General features: G+C 70.0%; 15 protein-coding genes and 1 tRNA gene. 7 read left to right on the plus strand and 9 right to left on the minus strand.

The window, feature by feature from the left end; genetic code table 11:
- Nucleotides 1–76 precede the first annotated feature (76 nt).
- Nucleotides 77–161: transfer RNA gene (locus KB221_14280), tRNA-Leu, on the plus strand.
- A gap of 45 nt (nucleotides 162–206) precedes the next feature.
- Here KB221_14280 and arsC read toward each other — a convergent pair.
- Genes arsC through KB221_14295 form a run of 3 tightly spaced genes read right to left on the minus strand, consistent with a single transcriptional unit; the run spans nucleotide 207 to nucleotide 2,019 of the window.
- Nucleotides 207–608 (minus strand): arsenate reductase (glutaredoxin), encoded by a 402-nt coding sequence (gene arsC, locus KB221_14285; GenBank protein ID WIY69227.1) that lies wholly within the window; start codon nucleotides 606–608, stop codon nucleotides 207–209.
- A 1-nt stretch (nucleotide 609) separates the two neighbouring features.
- Nucleotides 610–1,665: an ACR3 family arsenite efflux transporter gene (gene arsB / locus KB221_14290; protein ID WIY69228.1), complete on the minus strand. Its 1,056-nt coding sequence runs from the start codon at nucleotides 1,663–1,665 to the stop codon at nucleotides 610–612.
- A gap of 3 nt (nucleotides 1,666–1,668) precedes the next feature.
- Nucleotides 1,669–2,019, minus strand: coding sequence for a metalloregulator ArsR/SmtB family transcription factor (locus tag KB221_14295; GenBank protein ID WIY69229.1), 351 nt, complete (start codon nucleotides 2,017–2,019; stop codon nucleotides 1,669–1,671).
- Nucleotides 2,020–2,152: 133 nt separating this feature from the next.
- Here KB221_14295 and KB221_14300 point away from each other — a divergent pair, with 133 nt between their 5' ends.
- The 5 genes from KB221_14300 (at nucleotide 2,153) to KB221_14320 (ending at nucleotide 8,175) form a co-directional block, all read left to right on the plus strand.
- On the plus strand, nucleotides 2,153–3,412 hold the full coding sequence (locus KB221_14300) for a multidrug effflux MFS transporter (protein WIY69230.1): 1,260 nt from the start codon (nucleotides 2,153–2,155) through the stop codon (nucleotides 3,410–3,412).
- Nucleotides 3,413–3,506: 94 nt separating this feature from the next.
- Entirely contained in the window at nucleotides 3,507–5,468 is a 1,962-nt protein-coding gene (locus KB221_14305) for a M1 family metallopeptidase (GenBank protein ID WIY69231.1), read from the plus strand.
- A 3-nt stretch (nucleotides 5,469–5,471) separates the two neighbouring features.
- Complete coding sequence (locus tag KB221_14310) at nucleotides 5,472–6,785, plus strand: serine hydrolase domain-containing protein (GenBank protein WIY69232.1); 1,314 nt, start codon at nucleotides 5,472–5,474, stop codon at nucleotides 6,783–6,785.
- A 108-nt stretch (nucleotides 6,786–6,893) separates the two neighbouring features.
- Nucleotides 6,894–7,997, plus strand: coding sequence for a 4-hydroxyphenylpyruvate dioxygenase (hppD, locus tag KB221_14315; GenBank protein ID WIY69233.1), 1,104 nt, complete (start codon nucleotides 6,894–6,896; stop codon nucleotides 7,995–7,997).
- A complete protein-coding gene (locus KB221_14320) occupies nucleotides 7,990–8,175 on the plus strand; it encodes a hypothetical protein (GenBank protein ID WIY69234.1) in 186 nt (61 codons plus the stop codon). The genes hppD and KB221_14320 overlap by 8 nt, the downstream gene beginning before the upstream one ends.
- A gap of 8 nt (nucleotides 8,176–8,183) precedes the next feature.
- On the opposite strand, the gene KB221_14325 is transcribed toward KB221_14320, so the two are convergent.
- From KB221_14325 to KB221_14340, 4 genes are all read right to left on the minus strand, one after another.
- On the minus strand, nucleotides 8,184–8,738 hold the full coding sequence (locus KB221_14325; protein WIY69235.1) for a hypothetical protein: 555 nt from the start codon (nucleotides 8,736–8,738) through the stop codon (nucleotides 8,184–8,186).
- A gap of 307 nt (nucleotides 8,739–9,045) precedes the next feature.
- Nucleotides 9,046–12,330 carry an error-prone DNA polymerase gene (locus tag KB221_14330; protein ID WIY69236.1) on the minus strand — a complete coding sequence of 1,095 codons (3,285 nt, stop codon included), beginning with the start codon at nucleotides 12,328–12,330 and terminating at the stop codon, nucleotides 9,046–9,048.
- Nucleotides 12,327–13,952 (minus strand): DNA polymerase Y family protein, encoded by a 1,626-nt coding sequence (locus tag KB221_14335; protein ID WIY69237.1) that lies wholly within the window; start codon nucleotides 13,950–13,952, stop codon nucleotides 12,327–12,329. Before KB221_14335 ends, KB221_14330 begins: the two co-directional genes overlap by 4 nt.
- Nucleotides 13,858–14,511: a hypothetical protein gene (locus tag KB221_14340; protein WIY69238.1), complete on the minus strand. Its 654-nt coding sequence runs from the start codon at nucleotides 14,509–14,511 to the stop codon at nucleotides 13,858–13,860. Before KB221_14340 ends, KB221_14335 begins: the two co-directional genes overlap by 95 nt.
- A gap of 156 nt (nucleotides 14,512–14,667) precedes the next feature.
- Between KB221_14340 and KB221_14345 the strand changes: the two genes are divergently transcribed.
- Nucleotides 14,668–15,813, plus strand: coding sequence for an N-acetyltransferase (locus KB221_14345; protein WIY69239.1), 1,146 nt, complete (start codon nucleotides 14,668–14,670; stop codon nucleotides 15,811–15,813).
- Nucleotides 15,814–15,820: 7 nt separating this feature from the next.
- Here the strand turns inward: KB221_14345 and mscL are convergent, their stop codons facing one another.
- Nucleotides 15,821–16,240 carry a large-conductance mechanosensitive channel protein MscL gene (gene mscL / locus KB221_14350; GenBank protein WIY69240.1) on the minus strand — a complete coding sequence of 140 codons (420 nt, stop codon included), beginning with the start codon at nucleotides 16,238–16,240 and terminating at the stop codon, nucleotides 15,821–15,823.
- Nucleotides 16,241–16,247: 7 nt separating this feature from the next.
- Complete coding sequence (locus tag KB221_14355; protein ID WIY69241.1) at nucleotides 16,248–16,535, minus strand: integration host factor subunit beta; 288 nt, start codon at nucleotides 16,533–16,535, stop codon at nucleotides 16,248–16,250.
- Nucleotides 16,536–16,611: the final 76 nt, after the last annotated feature.

A 16,611-nucleotide genomic window follows, 5' to 3' on the forward strand; every position in this document is an offset into this window, starting at 1 on the left:
GAACACCGATCCGCATTGACCTGATCGGACCACGCGAGCTACCAAGCGCGCCTGCCGAAACGAGCAACCGGCCTGTGCGGGCGTGGTGGAACTGGTAGACGCGCCGGACTCAAAATCCGGTTCCGAAAGGAGTGCCGGTTCGACCCCGGCCGCCCGCACCATCTCTTTGTTTGGCCTATCGCGCAGTCGCGCTGCTTGAGGCCGGCTCAGACCACCTGTCCGTCTTCCTTGACGAACCGCTCCGGCGTTCGCTCCAGCAGATCGAACACCTTCTCGGAAGGCCGGCACAGGGCGGTGCCCCTGGGCGTCCGCACGATCGGGCGCTCCACCAGCACCGGATGTTCGACCATGGCCGCAAGGAGGACGGCGTCGGACGCGCCGGGCTCCAGCAGGCCCAGCTCCGCGGCCGGCGTCCCCTTGTCCCGCAGGGCCTCGCGCGGGGTCATCCCGGCATCGGCGAACAGGGCGCCCAGCTGATCCGGGGTCCAGCCGGCTTCCAGATAGTAGACCACCTCGGGCCGGTAGCCGGCGGCCTCGACCATGGCCACGACATTGCGCGAGGTGCCGCAGGCCGGGTTGTGGAAGATGGTGACGGGGAAGTCGGTCATGTCAGCGCTCCTTGTGGGCGTTGCGGCGGACGGCGGTCCCGGCCTCGTACCAGCCCTTCGAACGATTCACGATCCAGACCACCGACAGCATCACCGGCACTTCGATCAGCACGCCGACGACGGTCGCGAGCGCCGCGCCGGAGTTGATCCCGAACAGGCTGATCGCCGCCGCCACGGCCAGTTCGAAGAAGTTGGACGCGCCGATCAGGGCCGACGGCCCGGCCACGCAATGCGCCTCGCCGGTCGCCCGGTTCAGCCAGTAGGCGAGGCCGGAGTTGAAATAGACCTGGATCAGAATCGGCACGGCGAGAATGCCGATGACCAGCGGCTGGGCCAGGATCTGCTCGCCCTGGAAACCGAACAGCAGGATCAGGGTGGCCAGCAGGGCAGTGATCGACATCGGCCCGAGCCTGGCCAGCAACCGCTCCAGCCCCGCCTCGCCCGAGCGTGCCAGCACCATACGCCGCACGATCTGGGCCACGATGACCGGGAGGATGATGTAGAGGCCGACCGAAATCAGCAGGGTCGCCCACGGCACGGTGATGGCCGCCAGCCCCAGCAGCAGGCCCACGATCGGGGCGAAGGCGACGATCATGATGGCGTCGTTGAGCGCCACCTGGCTGAGGGTGAAATTGGGCTCGCCATTCGTCAGCCGGCTCCAGACGAAGACCATGGCCGTGCAGGGCGCGGCGGCGAGGATGATCAGGCCGGCGATATAGCTGTCGATCTGGTCGCCCGGCAGCCAGGGCCGGAACAGGATGGCGATGAACAGCCAGGCCAGCAGGGCCATGGAGAACGGCTTGACCGCCCAGTTGACGAACAGGGTCACGCCGATGCCGCGCCAGAACCGTCCCACCTGCCCGAGGGCGGCGAAGTCGACGCGCAGCAGCATGGGGGTGATCATCAACCAGATCAGGCCGGCGACCGGCAGATTGACCCGGGCGACCTCGGCACGCGCGATCAGGGCGAAGACGTCAGGGAACAGCCAGCCCAGCCCGATGCCGACGACGATGCAGAGAAAGACCCAGAGGCTGAGCCAGCGTTCGAACAGCGACATGGCTCAGGCTCCCGCCGGTGCGCAGCGCGACCGCCCCATGGCGGCCGCGACCGGCGCACAGACCTCCACCGCCCCGCCACAGCAGTCCTCGGCGAGGAAGGTCATCAGCTCGCCCATCCGGTCGAACCGCGCCGAATAGATGATCGATCGGCCGTCGCGACGTGACTGCGCCAGCCCTGCATGGGCCAGAAGCGTGAGATTGGCCGAAAGCGTATTGGGCGGCGTGCCGAGGCGGCGGGCGATCTCACCGGCGGCCAGGCCGTCCGGGCCGGCTGCCACCAGCAGGCGAAAAGCCCTCAGCCGCCCCTCATGGGCGAGGGCGGAGAGGCTCTCGACGGCGGCGGTCATTTCCATATTTCCCGAATATCAGAAATGAATGATCGATCAACCGCCTCCGCCGCACGCCGCGACGACTCACGGCCGCTTGCCCGGTGTGAATTCCCCTTCCCGAGGTTGCGCCTGCCGGCCACGGCCCCATCTGCCCCCGATGACCTCCCCCGCCGCTGATGCCGAGAAGACGACGCTGAAGGGGCCGGGGTTCCCCGAGTTCGTGGCCCTGATCGCCATGATGATGGCGCTGAATGCGCTGGCCATCGATTCCATGCTGCCCGCCCTGCCGGCCATCGGCGACGCGCTGGGCGTCGCGTCGGAGAACAGCCGGCAGTGGATCATCACCGCCTATCTGCTCGGCTTCGGCGTGACCCAGATCATCTACGGTCCGCTGGCCGACCGGTACGGCCGCAAGCCGGTGCTGATGGTCGGCCTCGGTCTCTATGTCCTGTTCAGCGTCCTGGCGGCGTTTTCCCCGACGTTCGAACTGCTGATCGCCGCCCGGGTCGGCACCGGGATCGGCGCGGCGGCCCTGCGGGTGCTGGCCGTGTCGATCGTGCGCGACCGCTACTCAGGACGGACCATGGCACGGGTGATGTCGCTGAGCTTCCTGGTCTTCCTCGGCGTGCCGATCCTCGCGCCGGCGCTGGGCCAGCTGATCCTGACCGTGGCCCCCTGGCCGTGGGTGTTCGGCGTGCTCGCCGTCGGCGGCGCCGCCTTCGCCCTCTGGGCCGCCATCCGCCTGCCCGAGACCCTGCATCCCGAGGACCGGATGCCGATCCAGGTCGGCCGTATCGCCGCCGCCTTCCGCGAGGCCCTGACCAACCGGCGGGCCATGGGCTACACCTTGGCCATCACCGCCATTTCGGGGGCCCTGTTCGGCTTCATCAACTCAAGCCAGCAGATCTTCTTCGACGTCTTCCATGAGCCACAGCTCTTCACCGTGGTGTTCGGCGCGGTCGCCGGCGGCATCGCGGTCGCGTCCCTGCTGAATGCGCGGCTGGTCGAGCGGCTGGGGTCGCGGTTGATCTCCCACACCGCCCTGCTGGGCTTCATCGCCTTCTCGTCCGTCCATGCGGCGGTGGCGATCAGCGGCCATGAGACGATCTGGACCTTCGCCGTCCTGCAAGCCCTGACCATGTTCTGCTTCGGCTTCATCGCCGGCAATTTCGGCGCCATGGCCATGGAGCCGATGGGCCATATCGCGGGCACGGCCTCCTCGGCCCAGGGGTTCATCTCGACCACGGGCGGGGCGTCGCTGGGCTTCCTGATCGGGCAGCAGTTCAACGGATCAACGGTGCCGATGACCGTCGGCTTCGTGGCCCTCGGCCTGACGGCGCTGGGTTCCGTGCTGTTCGCCGAGCGCGGGCGGCTGTTCACGGCGCGGAACCGGCCCGTGGTTCTCGCCACCTCTTGATCTTTTTGCCCCGCCGGGGCGTTGTCCCGGCAGGAAACGCACCCCCCTCGACCGACCGGACAAGGTTGGCGGGACTTTTGGTCAAGGACTCTCGATGATCCGCAAGTTTGGACTGGTCTCCGCGATGGCGCTCGCCACGGCCCTGGGCGGTTGCGCCATGATGCCCGACCTCGGCTTCGGCACTGCGTCGAGCTCCGACATGCCGCCGTTGCCGGCCTCGGCCGCCGCGCCCGCCGTCTATCCGCGCGACACCCACACCTTCGCCCGCCCCGAGATCGCCCATGTGCGCCACGTCGCCCTCGACCTGACCGCTGACTTCGGCGCGCAGACGCTGTCCGGCACGGCGTCGTTGGATATCCAGGGCGCGACCGGCGCGACCGAGGTGGTGCTGGACATCAAGAACCTCGACATCCGCGGCGTCTCCGATGCTTCGGGCGCACCCCTGCAGTATGAGACCGGCGCACTGGATGCCATCAAGGGCCAGCCGCTGACGGTCCGCTTCCCGGCCCTCGCCGCCGGGGAGACGCGCCGCATCGTGGTCGCCTATTCCACCCGCCCGGACGCCGCCGCCCTGCAGTGGCTGACCCCGAGCCAGACGGCCGGCGGCGAACAGCCCTATCTGTTCAGCCAGGGCCAGGCGATCCTGACCCGCACCTGGGTGCCGACCCAGGACAGCCCCGGCATCCGCCAGACCTATGACGCCCGCATCGTCGCCCCCGCCGATCTGCGCGTGGTGATGAGCGCCCAGCAGCTGACGCCCGAGGGCGAGGCCGCCGGTCCCGGCATGAAGGCCTGGCGCTTCCGCATGACCAATCCGGTGCCGCCCTATCTGATCGCCATCGGCGTCGGCGACCTGGCCTTCGCCGCCATCGACGAGCGCACCGGCGTCTTCACCGAGCCCTCGCGTCTGGCCGCCGCCCGCGCGGAACTGATGCCCACGGCCGAGATGGTCGACGCGGCCGAGCGGCTGTACGGCCCCTATCGCTGGGGCCGTTACGACCTGCTGGTCCTGCCGCCCTCCTTCCCGTTCGGCGGGATGGAGAACCCGCGCCTGACCTTCGCCACCCCGACCATCATCGCCGGCGACCAGTCGCTGGTCTCTCTGGTGGCGCACGAGCTGGCGCACAGCTGGTCGGGCAACCTCGTGACCAACGCCACCTGGAACGACATGTGGCTGAACGAGGGGTTCACCGTCTATTTCGAGAGCCGGATCATGGAGGCCCTCTATGGCGAGGACCGGGCCCTGATGCTGCGCGCCCTCGGCTGGGGCGATCTTCAGGCCGGGATGGCGGGCCTGCCGCCGGCCGACACGAAGCTGAAGCTCGACCTGACCGGCCGCGATCCCGACGAGGGCCTGACCGACGTCGCCTATGAGAAGGGCGCTGCCTTCCTGCACACCATCGAGCGGATCGTCGGCCGCGAGCGGTTCGACGCCTGGCTGAAGGGCTATTTCGAGCGCAACGCCTTCCGGCCCATGACCACCGAACTCTTCCTCGAGGACATCCGCACCCATCTGGTCACGACGCGCGCAATGGAAGACCAGCTGATGATGGACGCCTGGATCTACCAGCCGGGCATGCCGTCGAACTGGCGGCCCCCGGTCTCCAATGCCTTCGCCCCCGTCGACGCGGCGGCGGCCGCCTTCGATGCCGGCGGCCCGGCCTCGGCCGTGCCCTGGGCCGGCTGGTCGACCCAGGAGCGGCAGCGCTTCCTCGCCTGGCGCCCGGCCAGCCGCAGCGGCGACGCGGACTGGCTGACCCCGGCCCAGCTGGGCGATCTGGAAGCGACGCTGAAGCTGCGCGAGGAGGGCAATGCCGAGGTGGTCTTCGCCTGGCTGCAGATCGCGGTCCAGCACCGCTACCAGGCCGCCGTGCCGACGCTGGAGCATTTCCTGACCACCATGGGCCGGCGCAAATTCGTGCTGCCGCTGTTCACCAGCCTGTGGGCCGAGGGCGACTGGGGCCGTCCCATCGCCACCCGCATCTACGCCCGCGCCCGCCCCGGCTATCACCCCGTCACCACCGGCTCGGTGGATGCAGTGGTGGGCCGGCCCTGACCGGTGCGCCCTGATCGCCGCAGCCTGATTGCCGCCGCCACGGTCCTGCCCTGGATCGGCGGTGCCGCGCGGGCCGGGACCGGGGCGACGACGCTCGCCGCCCTGGCTGATCCGGCCCGGCCGGACACGGTCATGGGCGTCGGCGTGATCGCCCGCGACGGCACCGGACGGGTGGTGCTGGAAGAGGCGCACGGATCGGGGCGGCTGACGGTCAACGGCGATCTGAGGACCCGCCCCTTCACCCTCGACACACCGATGCGGATCGCCTCGGTCACCAAACTGGTGGCCATGACCGCGCTGATGACCCTGGTCGAAGCCGGCCGCCTGTCGCTCGACGACGACGCCGGAGATCTGGCGGGCTTTCGCCTGCGCCATCCGGACCATCCGGACATCCGCATCACCCCCGCCATGCTGGCCAGCCACACCTCGGGCCTGCGCAACGGCCCCAGCTATCCGGTCCCGCTCGGGCACCATCTGGCCGAGGCCTTCACCACCGGCGGGCGGCATTTCGACGACGCCGGCTGGTTCGCCCCGGCCTCGGAGCCGCCGGGATTCTTCGCCTATGCCGACGTCAATTTCGCCGTCCTCGCCCAGATCGCCGAGCGGGTTTCGGGCGAGCGGTTCGACCGCTTCCTGAAGCGGACGACGCTGGACCCGCTCGGGCTGGACAGCGGGCTGAACTGGAGCGGCGTGCCGGACAACGTCCGTGCCCGCGCCTCCGCCGCCTGCCGGCCGGTCAACGGGGTCTGGGAGCCGCAGGTCGACGCCGAGGTCGCCCCCGCCCCCGCCATTCGCGTCACCACCCCGGCCGAGGCCCCCGGCCTGACCGCCGACGACTATCGGCCCGGCGAGAACGGCTTTGTCTTCTCGCCCCAGGGTGGGCTGCGCGCCTCGGTCCGCGACCTCGACCGTCTGGCGCGGTCGTTTGCCGGTCATGACGGCGTTCCGGGGATGGTCTCGCGCGAGACCATCGAACGCATGGGGTTGCCGCTCTGGACCTGGGATCCCGCAGCCCCGAACGGTGATCCGGACCGGGGCCTGCTCCAGAGCTATGGCCTGTCGGTGCACCTCCTGACCGGGCGGGAGGGCGACACCTTCCTGGGTCCCGATTCGCGGGATTGGCGCGGTCATTTCGGCATCGCCTATGGCCTGCAGTCCGGCCTGTTCTGGAACCGGTGGGACGGCCGCACCCTGACCTATATGATCTCCGGCACGCCCCGCGACGGCGAGGGCCTGTCGGGTGCGCGCTCGGCCGCCGCCCCGTGGGAAGAGGTCATTTTCGACGCAGCCCTGGCCGCCTTTGCCGGGCGCGGGTGACGCTCCCGGTCCTGTGACCACGCCCCGCCTTCCCTTTGGGCACCTCCGCCTCTAGTTTCCGCCCGACAAACGGCGGCCAACGCCGACCCGCGCTTTCAGGAGCCCCCCATGCACGACGCCCCCCAAACCGACGCGGCCGCCCGCCTCGACATGGAAAATCCGCTCGGCGTCGACGGTTTCGAATTCGTCGAATTCACCGGCCCCGATCCGGCGGCCATGGTCGCGCGGCTGGAGCTGATGGGCTTCACCGCCACCCATGTGAACCCGGCCAATGATGTGGTGCGGCTGAAACAGGGCGACATCACCATGCTGGTCCACCGCTCGCCCAAGGGGCAGGCGGCCGCGTTCGCCGGCGAGCATGGCCCCTCGGCCAACGGCATGGCCTTCCGCGTGCGCGACGCCAAGGCGGCCTTCGAGGGCGCCGTGTCGCGCGGTGCCAAGCCGGCCGAAGGTCACGAGGGCGGTGCCCTGGCCGGCGGCTATCCCTATGTGCTGCAGGGCATCGGCGGCTCCCTGCTCTACGTCATCGACGCCTATGGCGAGGCCGGCTCCCTCTATGACAGCTGGGACGAGATCGAGGGCTGGGAGGAGGCCGAGCGCAAGAATTCGGTGAACCTGTTCAGCCTCGACCACCTGACCCACAACGTCCGGCGCGGCCAGATGCGCACCTGGTCCGGCTTCTATGGCGACGTCTTCGCCTTCGAGGAGCAGAAATATTTCAACATCAAGGGCAAGGCGACCGGCCTGCTGTCCCAGGCGATGATCGCCCCCGACCGCGCCATCCGCATCCCCCTGAACGAGAGCCAGGACGAGAACAGCCAGATCGAGGAATTCCTGCGCCGCTACAACGGCGAGGGCATCCAGCACATCGCCCTGGCCACCGACAACATCTTCGAGACGGTGGAAGAGCTGAAGCGTCGCGGCATCCCCTTCCAGGATACGATCGAGACCTATTTCGACCTGATCGACAAACGCCTGCCCAACCATGGCGAGGACGTGGCCCGGATGCGGCTGAACCGCATCCTGATCGACGGCTCGGACGAGGACGGTCTGCTGCTGCAGATCTTCACCCAGGACACCTTCGGTCCGATCTTCTTCGAGATCATCCAGCGCAAGGGCAACCAGGCGTTCGGCGAGGGCAATTTCCAGGCCCTGTTCGACTCCATCGAGCTGGACCAGATCCGGCGCGGCGTCATCAAGGTGGATGCCTAAGCCCCCGTACTGGCTGCCCTGGCTCGGCCCGCTGCTCGCGGCCGGAGTCGGGGCCGCGGTCGGCGAATACGGCCTCGGCGGCGGCTTCTGGACGGTGCTGATCGCGGCGCTGGTCGGCGGTTTCGCGCCGATCGTGGGGTACCGCGTGTGGAAGTGGCGGTTTCAGCGTCGGGGGTAGGCTGAAGTTCAGGGTGCCCCTGTCGGCGTCAGCGGTCCCCAGCATCGCAGTAGCGCCGATACGGCGTCATGCCCCCATCGACTGTAGTCGTTGCCCCCGGCCACTTCGACCGAGGCATAGGAACCGTCAGCGGTCTCGGTTGCGAACGTCAGTCGGGTCGAGAAGCCGTCCTTCCTTGTCGGAGGCATCGGCAGGGCTGCGCCGGGTTCGCCGCCGTGAGCGACGGATGGCATCGGCCGGACCTCTATTGGCGGCAGGGTTGCGAAAGACAGGGCGACCGTGCGCAGCGCGGGGCAGGCGTCGGAATGGATGGTTTCGGTCCCTCTTTCGGAGGTGCGCGTCGCCGTCCATGAGCGACCTTCCAGCTCCGCCCCGGTTCGCGCGTAAACGGGCTGGCCCGCCTCGATGACGATCGAATGTGCGATTGTGTAAGGCCGGTCTTCGGCGACCGTGATGGTCACCAAGCGGTCGAACGGTATCTGGCGATCCTGTGCGCTGGCGATGGCGGGCGTGCTCACAAGGATGGCAATGAGGCCAAGTCGGGCAAAGGTGCGACAGTCCATGATCGGCTCCTCCTCTTGTCCGGGACGATGTCATCATCAGCGTGCGGCCGCCAGTTCTCGTGGAAGGCGATGGAGCCCTTGTCATCCCGGACGCCGCGCAGCGGCGAGCCGGGACGCCCGGACCCACCATCATTTCATCCTCCCGGACGCTGCTTCAGCAGCGAGCCGGGAGACGAGTCAGGCCCGGTGCGACGCCCGGCTTGCTCCCGGCTCAGCCCTGCGGGCTGTCCGGGAGGGACAGATGGAAGGCTGGTCCAGTCCCCGATCTCCGCTTCGCTCCGTCGGGGATGGCAAGGACGCGTCACCCTCAATGAAAATCCCGCGACCCCGGCAGCACCTGCACCTCCCGTGGATGCCGTCCCCGCGCCGGCGCATGGGCTGATCCCGGCGCGCTGTCGGGCGTCAGCTGGCCCAGCATCGGGGTCCAGTCCTCCAGATGGTCGACGACCAGATGGGTCACGCCCTCGGCGGTCTGAACCTTGCCCCGCGCCAGCACCATGCGCGCGCCCATGGCGACCGGCCGGAAGGTCTCGAACACATCCGGCCAGATCACCAGATTGGCCACGCCGGTCTCGTCCTCGATGGTCATGAAACAGACCCCCTTGGCCGTGCCGGGCCGCTGGCGCACCAGCACCACGCCGCCCACCGCAACCCTCCGGCCATTGGGCCGCGCCGGATAGTCTTTCGCCGTCAGGGCCCCGACGCCCGTCAGCCGGTCGCGCAGGAAGCTGACCGGATGGCCCTTCAGCGACAGGCGGAGGGTCTGGTAGTCGCCGACCACCTCCTCCGACGGGGCCAGCAGCGGCAGGGCCTCGGGCGGGCGGCCGTCGGCCTCGTTCAGCCCCATGGCCTCGAACAGGGGCGCGGACGACGCCGGCGCCGCGCCCCTGGCCGCCCACACGCCTTGCCGCCGGGTCAGAGCGAGCGAGCCATAGGCGTCCGCCTCGGCCAGCCGGTCCAGGGCCGGGGGCGTCAGGGCGGCGCGGCGGCGCAGGTCGTCCAGATCGGCGAACGGCCCCTCGGCGCGGGCTTCCATGATCGCCTCCGCCCAGACGCTCTTGAACCCGTCGATGGACCGCATCCCCAGCCGCAGCGCGCGTCGCCGCCGGCGCGGGCGTGGCTCCAGCGTCGCGTCCCAGTCGCTGGCGTTCACATCGGGGTGCCGCACCTCGACCCCGTGCTCGCGCGCATCGCGGACGATCTGGGCCGGAGCGTAGAAGCCCATCGGCTGGCTGTTCAGCAGACAGGCGGCGAACACGTCCGGATACAGCCACTTCACCCAGGCCGAGACATAGACCAGATGGGCGAAGGAGCAGGCGTGGCTCTCCGGGAAGCCGTACTCGCCGAACCCCTTGATCTGGTTGAAACAGTTCTGGGCGAACTCGGCCTCATAGCCGCGCGCGATCATCCGCCCGACCATCTTCTCCTCGAAATTGCCGATGGTGCCATTGTGCCGGAAGGTGGCCATGGCCCGGCGCAGGCCGTTGGCCTCCTCGCCGGTGAACTCGGCCGCGACCATGGCGATCTTCATCGCCTGCTCCTGGAACAGGGGCACGCCCAGGGTCTTGCGCAGCACATTGGCCAGTTCGTCCGGATCGGCGGTCGAACCCGGCATGGAGAAGCGGTAGCTGCCCGCGCCGTGCCGCGCCTCATGGGTCCGCCGCTCCAGCCGCCGCTGCAGATAGGGGTGCACCATCTTGCCCTGGATCGGGCCGGGCCGGACGATGGCGACCTGGACCACCAGATCGTAGAACTCCACCGGCCGCAGGCGGGGCAGCATCGACATCTGCGCCCGGCTCTCGACCTGGAAGACGCCGACGGAATCCGCCTTGCACAGCATGCGATAGACCCCGCGCCGCTCGACGGGCACGGCGGCGGTGTCGGGCAGGGGCCGGCCATAGGTCTCGCCGATCATGCGGAAGGCCCGCTTCATCGCCGTCAGCATGCCCAGCGCCAGCACATCGACCTTCATCAGCTTGAGGAAGTCGATGTCGTCCTTGTCCCATTCGATGAAGGTCCGGTCGGCCATGGCCGCATTGCCGATGGGCACGATCTCGATCAGCGGGGCCTGGCTGAGCACAAAGCCGCCGACGTGCTGGCTGAGATGGCGGGGGAATTGGATCAGCTCGGCCGTCAGTTCGAGCGCCAGCTTCATCCGCACGTCGTCGCGGCTCAGCCCGGCCCGGTCGACATGCTCGTCCTTCACCTCCGAGCCCCAGGACCCCCAGACGGTGTCGGCCATGCGGGCGGTGACGTCCTCGGTCAGGCCCAGCGCCTTGCCCACGTCGCGGATCGCCGAGCGCGGCCGGTAGTGGATGATGGTCGCCACGATCCCCGCCCGGTCGCGGCCGTAGCGCTGATAGACGTACTGCATCACCTGCTCGCGCCGCTCGTGCTCGAAGTCGACGTCGATGTCGGGGGGCTCCGACCGGTTCGAGGAGATGAACCGCTCGATCAGCACCTCCTGCCGGGTGGGGTCGACATTGGTGATGCCCAGACAGAAGCAGATCACCGAATTGGCCGCCGAGCCTCGCCCCTGGCACAGGATCGGATCGGGCCGGGCGCGGGCCCAGGCGACGATGTCGTGGACGGTCAGGAAATAGGGGGCGTATTTCAGCTCCCGGACCAGCCGGAGCTCCTTCAGGATGATCGCCCGGATCGCCTTCGGAACGCCGCCGGGCCAGCGCGATCGGGCCCCCTTCAGCGTCAGCCGGGCCAGCCAGCCCTGGGCGGAATAGCCCGGCGGGACCGGTTCGTCCGGGTACTGATAGCTGAGCTCCCGAAGCGAGAAGGTGCAGGCCCGCGCCACCGCCATGGTCCGCGCCAGCGCCGCCTCATGCCCCCGGAACAGCCGCGCCATCTGGGCCGGCGGCTTCAGATGGCGTTCGGCATTGGCCTGCAGCCGCCGCCCGGCCCCGTCGATGGTCGTCCCCTCGCGAATGCAGGTCAGGACGTCCTGCAGCGTGCGTCGCTCAGGGTGGTGATACAGCACTGCATTGGTCGCGATCATCGGCGCGCCCGTGCGATGCGCCATGGCCGCCAACCGGTTCAGCCGCTTGCGGTCATCCCCACGCCACAGCGGTGCCGCGGCCAGATACAGGTCGTCCGGCCAGCGCCGGCGCCACGCCGCCAGCCGCGTCTCGAACGCCGCATCGGGCCGTTCCGGTGCCGGGGCGAGCGCGATCATGCCTTCGCCCATGGCTGCGGCCTGTTCAAAGGTCAGCCGCGTCTCGGCCTTTTCAATGCGGTCGGCGTCGGGGTCGGCGCCCGCCTGCGGCACCACCTCGCTCTTGCCCAGCGACAGCAGGCGGCACAGCCGCCCATAGGCTGCCCGGTCGCGCGGAAAGACGATCAGCTCCGTCCCGTCGGTGAAGCCCAGCCGCGACCCGACGACCAGGGGCAGGTCGACGTCCTCCGCCCCCATCAGCGCCCGCACCATACCTGCCAGCGTATTGCGGTCGGCCACGCCGACGGCGGCCAGACCCAGGGCCTTCGCCTGCATCATCAGCTCGCCCGGATGCGACGCCCCCTCCAGAAAGCTGAAATTGGTCATGGCCCCGAGCTCGGCATAGTCGCCGTCCCAGCCGTTCACGGCAGCACTCCGTGCATCCACCACGACGGGGCGCGCTCCTCCGGGTCGCCGGAATATTCCCGCCCGTACAGACCCTCGCGGAACAGCCAGTAGCGGCCGCCCGCGTCGTCCTCGACGCGGTAATAGTCGCGGGTGCGCACCTGCCGGTCATCGGGGCGGGGCCGCCACCATTCGGGCGACAGCCGCTCGGGGCCGTCGGCGCGCGTCACCCGCCGCGACAGCCTGCGCCAGGTGAACCGGGCCGGGGCACCGTCGGGCAGTTCGGCGATGGCCACCACCGGCTCGGGCGGGTCCAGCAGCAGGAGGGGCCGGCGTCCCGCATCGCCGCTCGCCGCCGCCGGAGACCGCCCCAGCGCCGGCCGCCACCGCTCGGCCCGTTCCGGAATCCAGCTGTCCACCGGCTCGGGCGTCAGTACCCGGTCCTCGCCCAGCCGCGCCGTCAGCCGGTCGATCAGGGCGGCCAGGCTCTCGGCCTGTTTCGCCTCGGCCTCGCTCTCCAGCACCCCTTGCCGCGCCGTCATGGGCTCGACCGCGTCGGCAGTCAGCATCAGGGCGTCGAGGCCGAAGCCGAGCTCCAGCCGGCCCAGCCCCGCCTCGCGGAACAGCCGCAGCCAGATGCCCGCGTCCCGCCCCGGCCGGCCCATGCGCACAGACAGACCGGTGGTCCCGCCGTCCGAGCGGAAGCCGGTCAGGGTCAGGGCCCTGGCCCCCTGCCCGTCGCGCACCAGGGGCGCGGACAGGTCGGCGGCCAGCTCCGCCAGTCGCGCCGCCACGCCCTCGATATCCTCGACCGGCTCCATCCATGTCCGCCAGGCCCGGTATTTCGGCGGCGGCCGCACCGGCGTCAGGGCTTCGCCGGCGAACCCCAGCGCCTGATCCAGCCGCTGCACCAGACCGACTCCGGCGCCGTCGCGGAAGCGCCGCGCCAGCCCCGCCCGCGGCATGGGATAGAGGTCGCCGATCCGCTTCAGCCCGAACCGCCGCGCCTGCGTCAGGGTCCGGTCGTCGATCCGCAGGGCCTCGACCGGCAGGGGTGCCAGCCGGTCCCGGACGGTGTCCTCGTCCGCGATCACCCCCTCACCCCCCGCCTCGCCCCAGCGGGCCAGCGCCCAGGCCGCACCGGGCGTGGGGGCCACGGCCACGCGCGCCCGTGCGCCGGCCTCGGCCAGCCGGTCGCGGATCTGGGCCAGCAACGCCGCTTCGCCGCCGAACAGATGGGTCGCGCCCGTGACGTCGAGGAACAGGCCCTCCAGCCCCTCCCCCCCAGGACCGTCCCGGCCCGGATCGAGGCTGACCGACGGCGACCAGCGCTCGGCCCAGACGGCCAGCGCCGTCAGGGCGCGGGCGTCCGCCTCGGGGTCGGCGGGCTTGCAGATCAACTGCGGGATCATGGCCCGGGCATCGGCCTGGGTCTGGCCCCGGCGCAGGCCGGCCCGGCGCGCGGCCGGATTGAGGGCGTGCAGGATCGCCGCGCCCCGACTGTTCTTCAGGATCAGGGCGAACGGGTTCTGCGGATCAAGGGCGGAGTCAGGCGGCGAGGCCGGACGGCGCGCCCGCGTGGCCGATCGCCGCCAGACCGTCACCGGCCAGTCGATCAGCCAGACGGAGACGATGCGTCTCATCATCCTGCTCCAGCATCCAGGCACCGGGCCGTTCGCCGCGCCCCCGCACCAGTTCGGCGACCAGACGCGCCGGACCGGGGGCCCGCGGGTCGTCGGGGTCCGTCGCGCTTTCGAAGGTCGAGATGCGCCAGCGCCGCCGCGCCGCGCTCAGCCCGTCCAGCTGGCGGGGCAGGACCAGCCCCACCGCCTCGCCCTGTTTCGCCGCAAAATCCAGCCGCCGCGTCTGGGCCAGGCTCGCGCCATCCACCGCCCCCAGCGCCAGGGCGACCGCCCCGGACCGCAGGGCCTGTTCGAGGGTCCACAGCGCCTCGGCCGCCGTCGTGGTCGGGGCGAGGATCAGCGGAACCCCGGCCGCGCCGGGTCCATACGGCCGTCCATGCTCGGCGAACCAGACCCGCGGCGCGGTTACCAGCACCGGCCGCCGGTCGCCGCCGATCCGCCGCGACAGGGCGAACAGCAGCAGGGCCGCCATGTCACGCGGCCCGGCCGCGCACGCCTCCTCCAGCGGCGCGGGTCGCTCGGGCCAGGGGTCTGAAGAAGGCGGGTGAGCGGGGGTCATGGGAGTCCGGAAAGCAGATTGTTCACTCTTTGTTCCAAAGCGTCCGGGAGTCAAACCTGAATCCTATGGTTACGTCTTTGTGTCTGAATGGCCCGGCTGATGCAGCAGGAGCCTCCATGGGGCGGCGTTCGCTCCATAACGAGACGCCCGCCTGCCATGACCAGCCGTCCAACAACCGAAACGGACTTTCCAGCTCTCCAGGCGTTGCACCGCCATGTGGGCTGGCCCGAACGGTCCCTGGCCGGCTGGCGATGGCTGCACGCCAACCCGGCCCGCCTCAGCGCGGGCGCGCCCGCGGGCTGGGTCGTCGACGGTCCGGACGGCCAGCCGGCCGGACATGTCGGCAATCTGGTCCAGCGGTTCTGGCTGGGCGATCAGCCGCTGCATGGCGCGACGGGCTTTTCGGTCATCGTGACCCCGCCCGTTCGCGGGGCCAGCAAGGCCATGCTCGGCGCCTTCGCCGGCCAGCCCGGCATGTTCGCCGCCTGGGTCTTCAACGCCAACCGCCGGTCCCAGCCCCTCTACGCCCGCCACGGACTGAAGGCCTGGCCGGAGCCGACCCATGCGCTGAAGCTGAGCTGGATCATCAATCCCGTGACCCTGGCCTGCGGCCGGTTTTACCGCCTGGCCCACCGGCTGGCACCGGACCTCGTGTCCCGATGGGGCGAGCGGCTGCTGAACCGCCGCCTGTCGGCAAAGCCCCGGCTGGACCTGCCGCAGGGCGTGACCGTGCTCAGCGATTTCCGTGATCAATCGCGATATGCCGCATTCTGGATGGCCCTGCGCGCCGAAGGCCGGCTGCTGGCCGACCGGAGCCCCGAGGTTCTCCGCTGGCGGCTGGCCGACCCCGACCTGACCGATCCGCCGCTGGTGCTCGCCTTCAACCGGGGAGCCGGGATCACCGGCTACGCCATGGCCATGATGGCCAAGTCCAACATCCTCGAGCCGCCGGTTCTGGAAATCCTCGACCTCGAGGCCCTGGCCGACGACGTCACGGCCATTCCGGCCCTGCTGGACGCCCTGAAGGACAGCGCCCGCCGGATGGGCGCGGCCAAGCTGCGGATCCAGATGGTCAGCCCCCGTCTGCTGGAACGCCTGGGCGACCACGTCCGGGGCACGCGGCGCGAGGGCGGCTGGGGACACTGCCACGCGCGGTTCGCACCCGACGCGCCTGATCCCGCCCTTTGGTCGCCGACCCCCTATGACGGCGACTACGCCATGTGTCTGAGGCCCGTGCCGGCCAGGGCGCAGGCCGCCGTCCGCGCGCCTTCGGAGCCGCACATGGCGGCGACGGCGGCGTGAACAGGCTCTAGGCCCGCGGGCGGGCCTTCAGTTCATCGCGGATCTCGGCCAGAAGGGCCTCGGTCGCGGTCGGGGCCGGCGGTGCCTCAGGCTCGGCCGCCTTCTCGCGGCGCAGCTTGTTGATCGCCTTGACCATCAGGAAGATCACGAAGGCGACGATGGCGAATTGAATCAGGGTGTTGATGAAGGCGCCGTACTGGATGGCCACTTCCTCGACCGCCTCGGTCGCCGGATCCTCGGGCGACAGCACCCATTTCAGGTTCGAGAAATCGACCTTGCCCAGCAACAGACCGATCGGCGGCATGACCACCTGTTCGACCAGGCTGGTGACGATCTTGCCGAAGGACGCGCCGATGATGACGCCGACCGCCAGGTCGATGACATTGCCGCGCGAAATGAAGTCCTTGAATTCGGTGAGCATGCCCATGGTGGAGTCAGGCGTCCCCGGCGTTCAGCCGCTCGCGCAGCTCCTTGCCGCTCTTGAAGAACGGCACGGCCTTGGCGGGCACGTCGACGGTCTCGCCGGTCCGCGGATTGCGCCCGGCCCGCGCCGGACGGCCGCGCACCGAAAAGGCGCCGAAGCCGCGAAGCTCGACACGACCACCATCGCCCAGCGAATCCACCATTCGCCCGAGGACGATATTGACCACCCGCTCGACCTCGGCGTGGGTCAGATGGGTGTTCTCGGCTGCGAGCTTTTCGATCAGCTCTGACTTGATCATATGGTCAGGCCCCCGCCCTGTTTCACGCGTTCGTGCCGCATACGGGCGCATCCGAACGCAGGATGCAACCCCACCC

Origin of the sequence: Aquidulcibacter paucihalophilus (assembly GCA_030285985.1) — a bacterium.
Taxonomy (GTDB): Bacteria; Pseudomonadota; Alphaproteobacteria; order Caulobacterales; family Caulobacteraceae; genus Brevundimonas.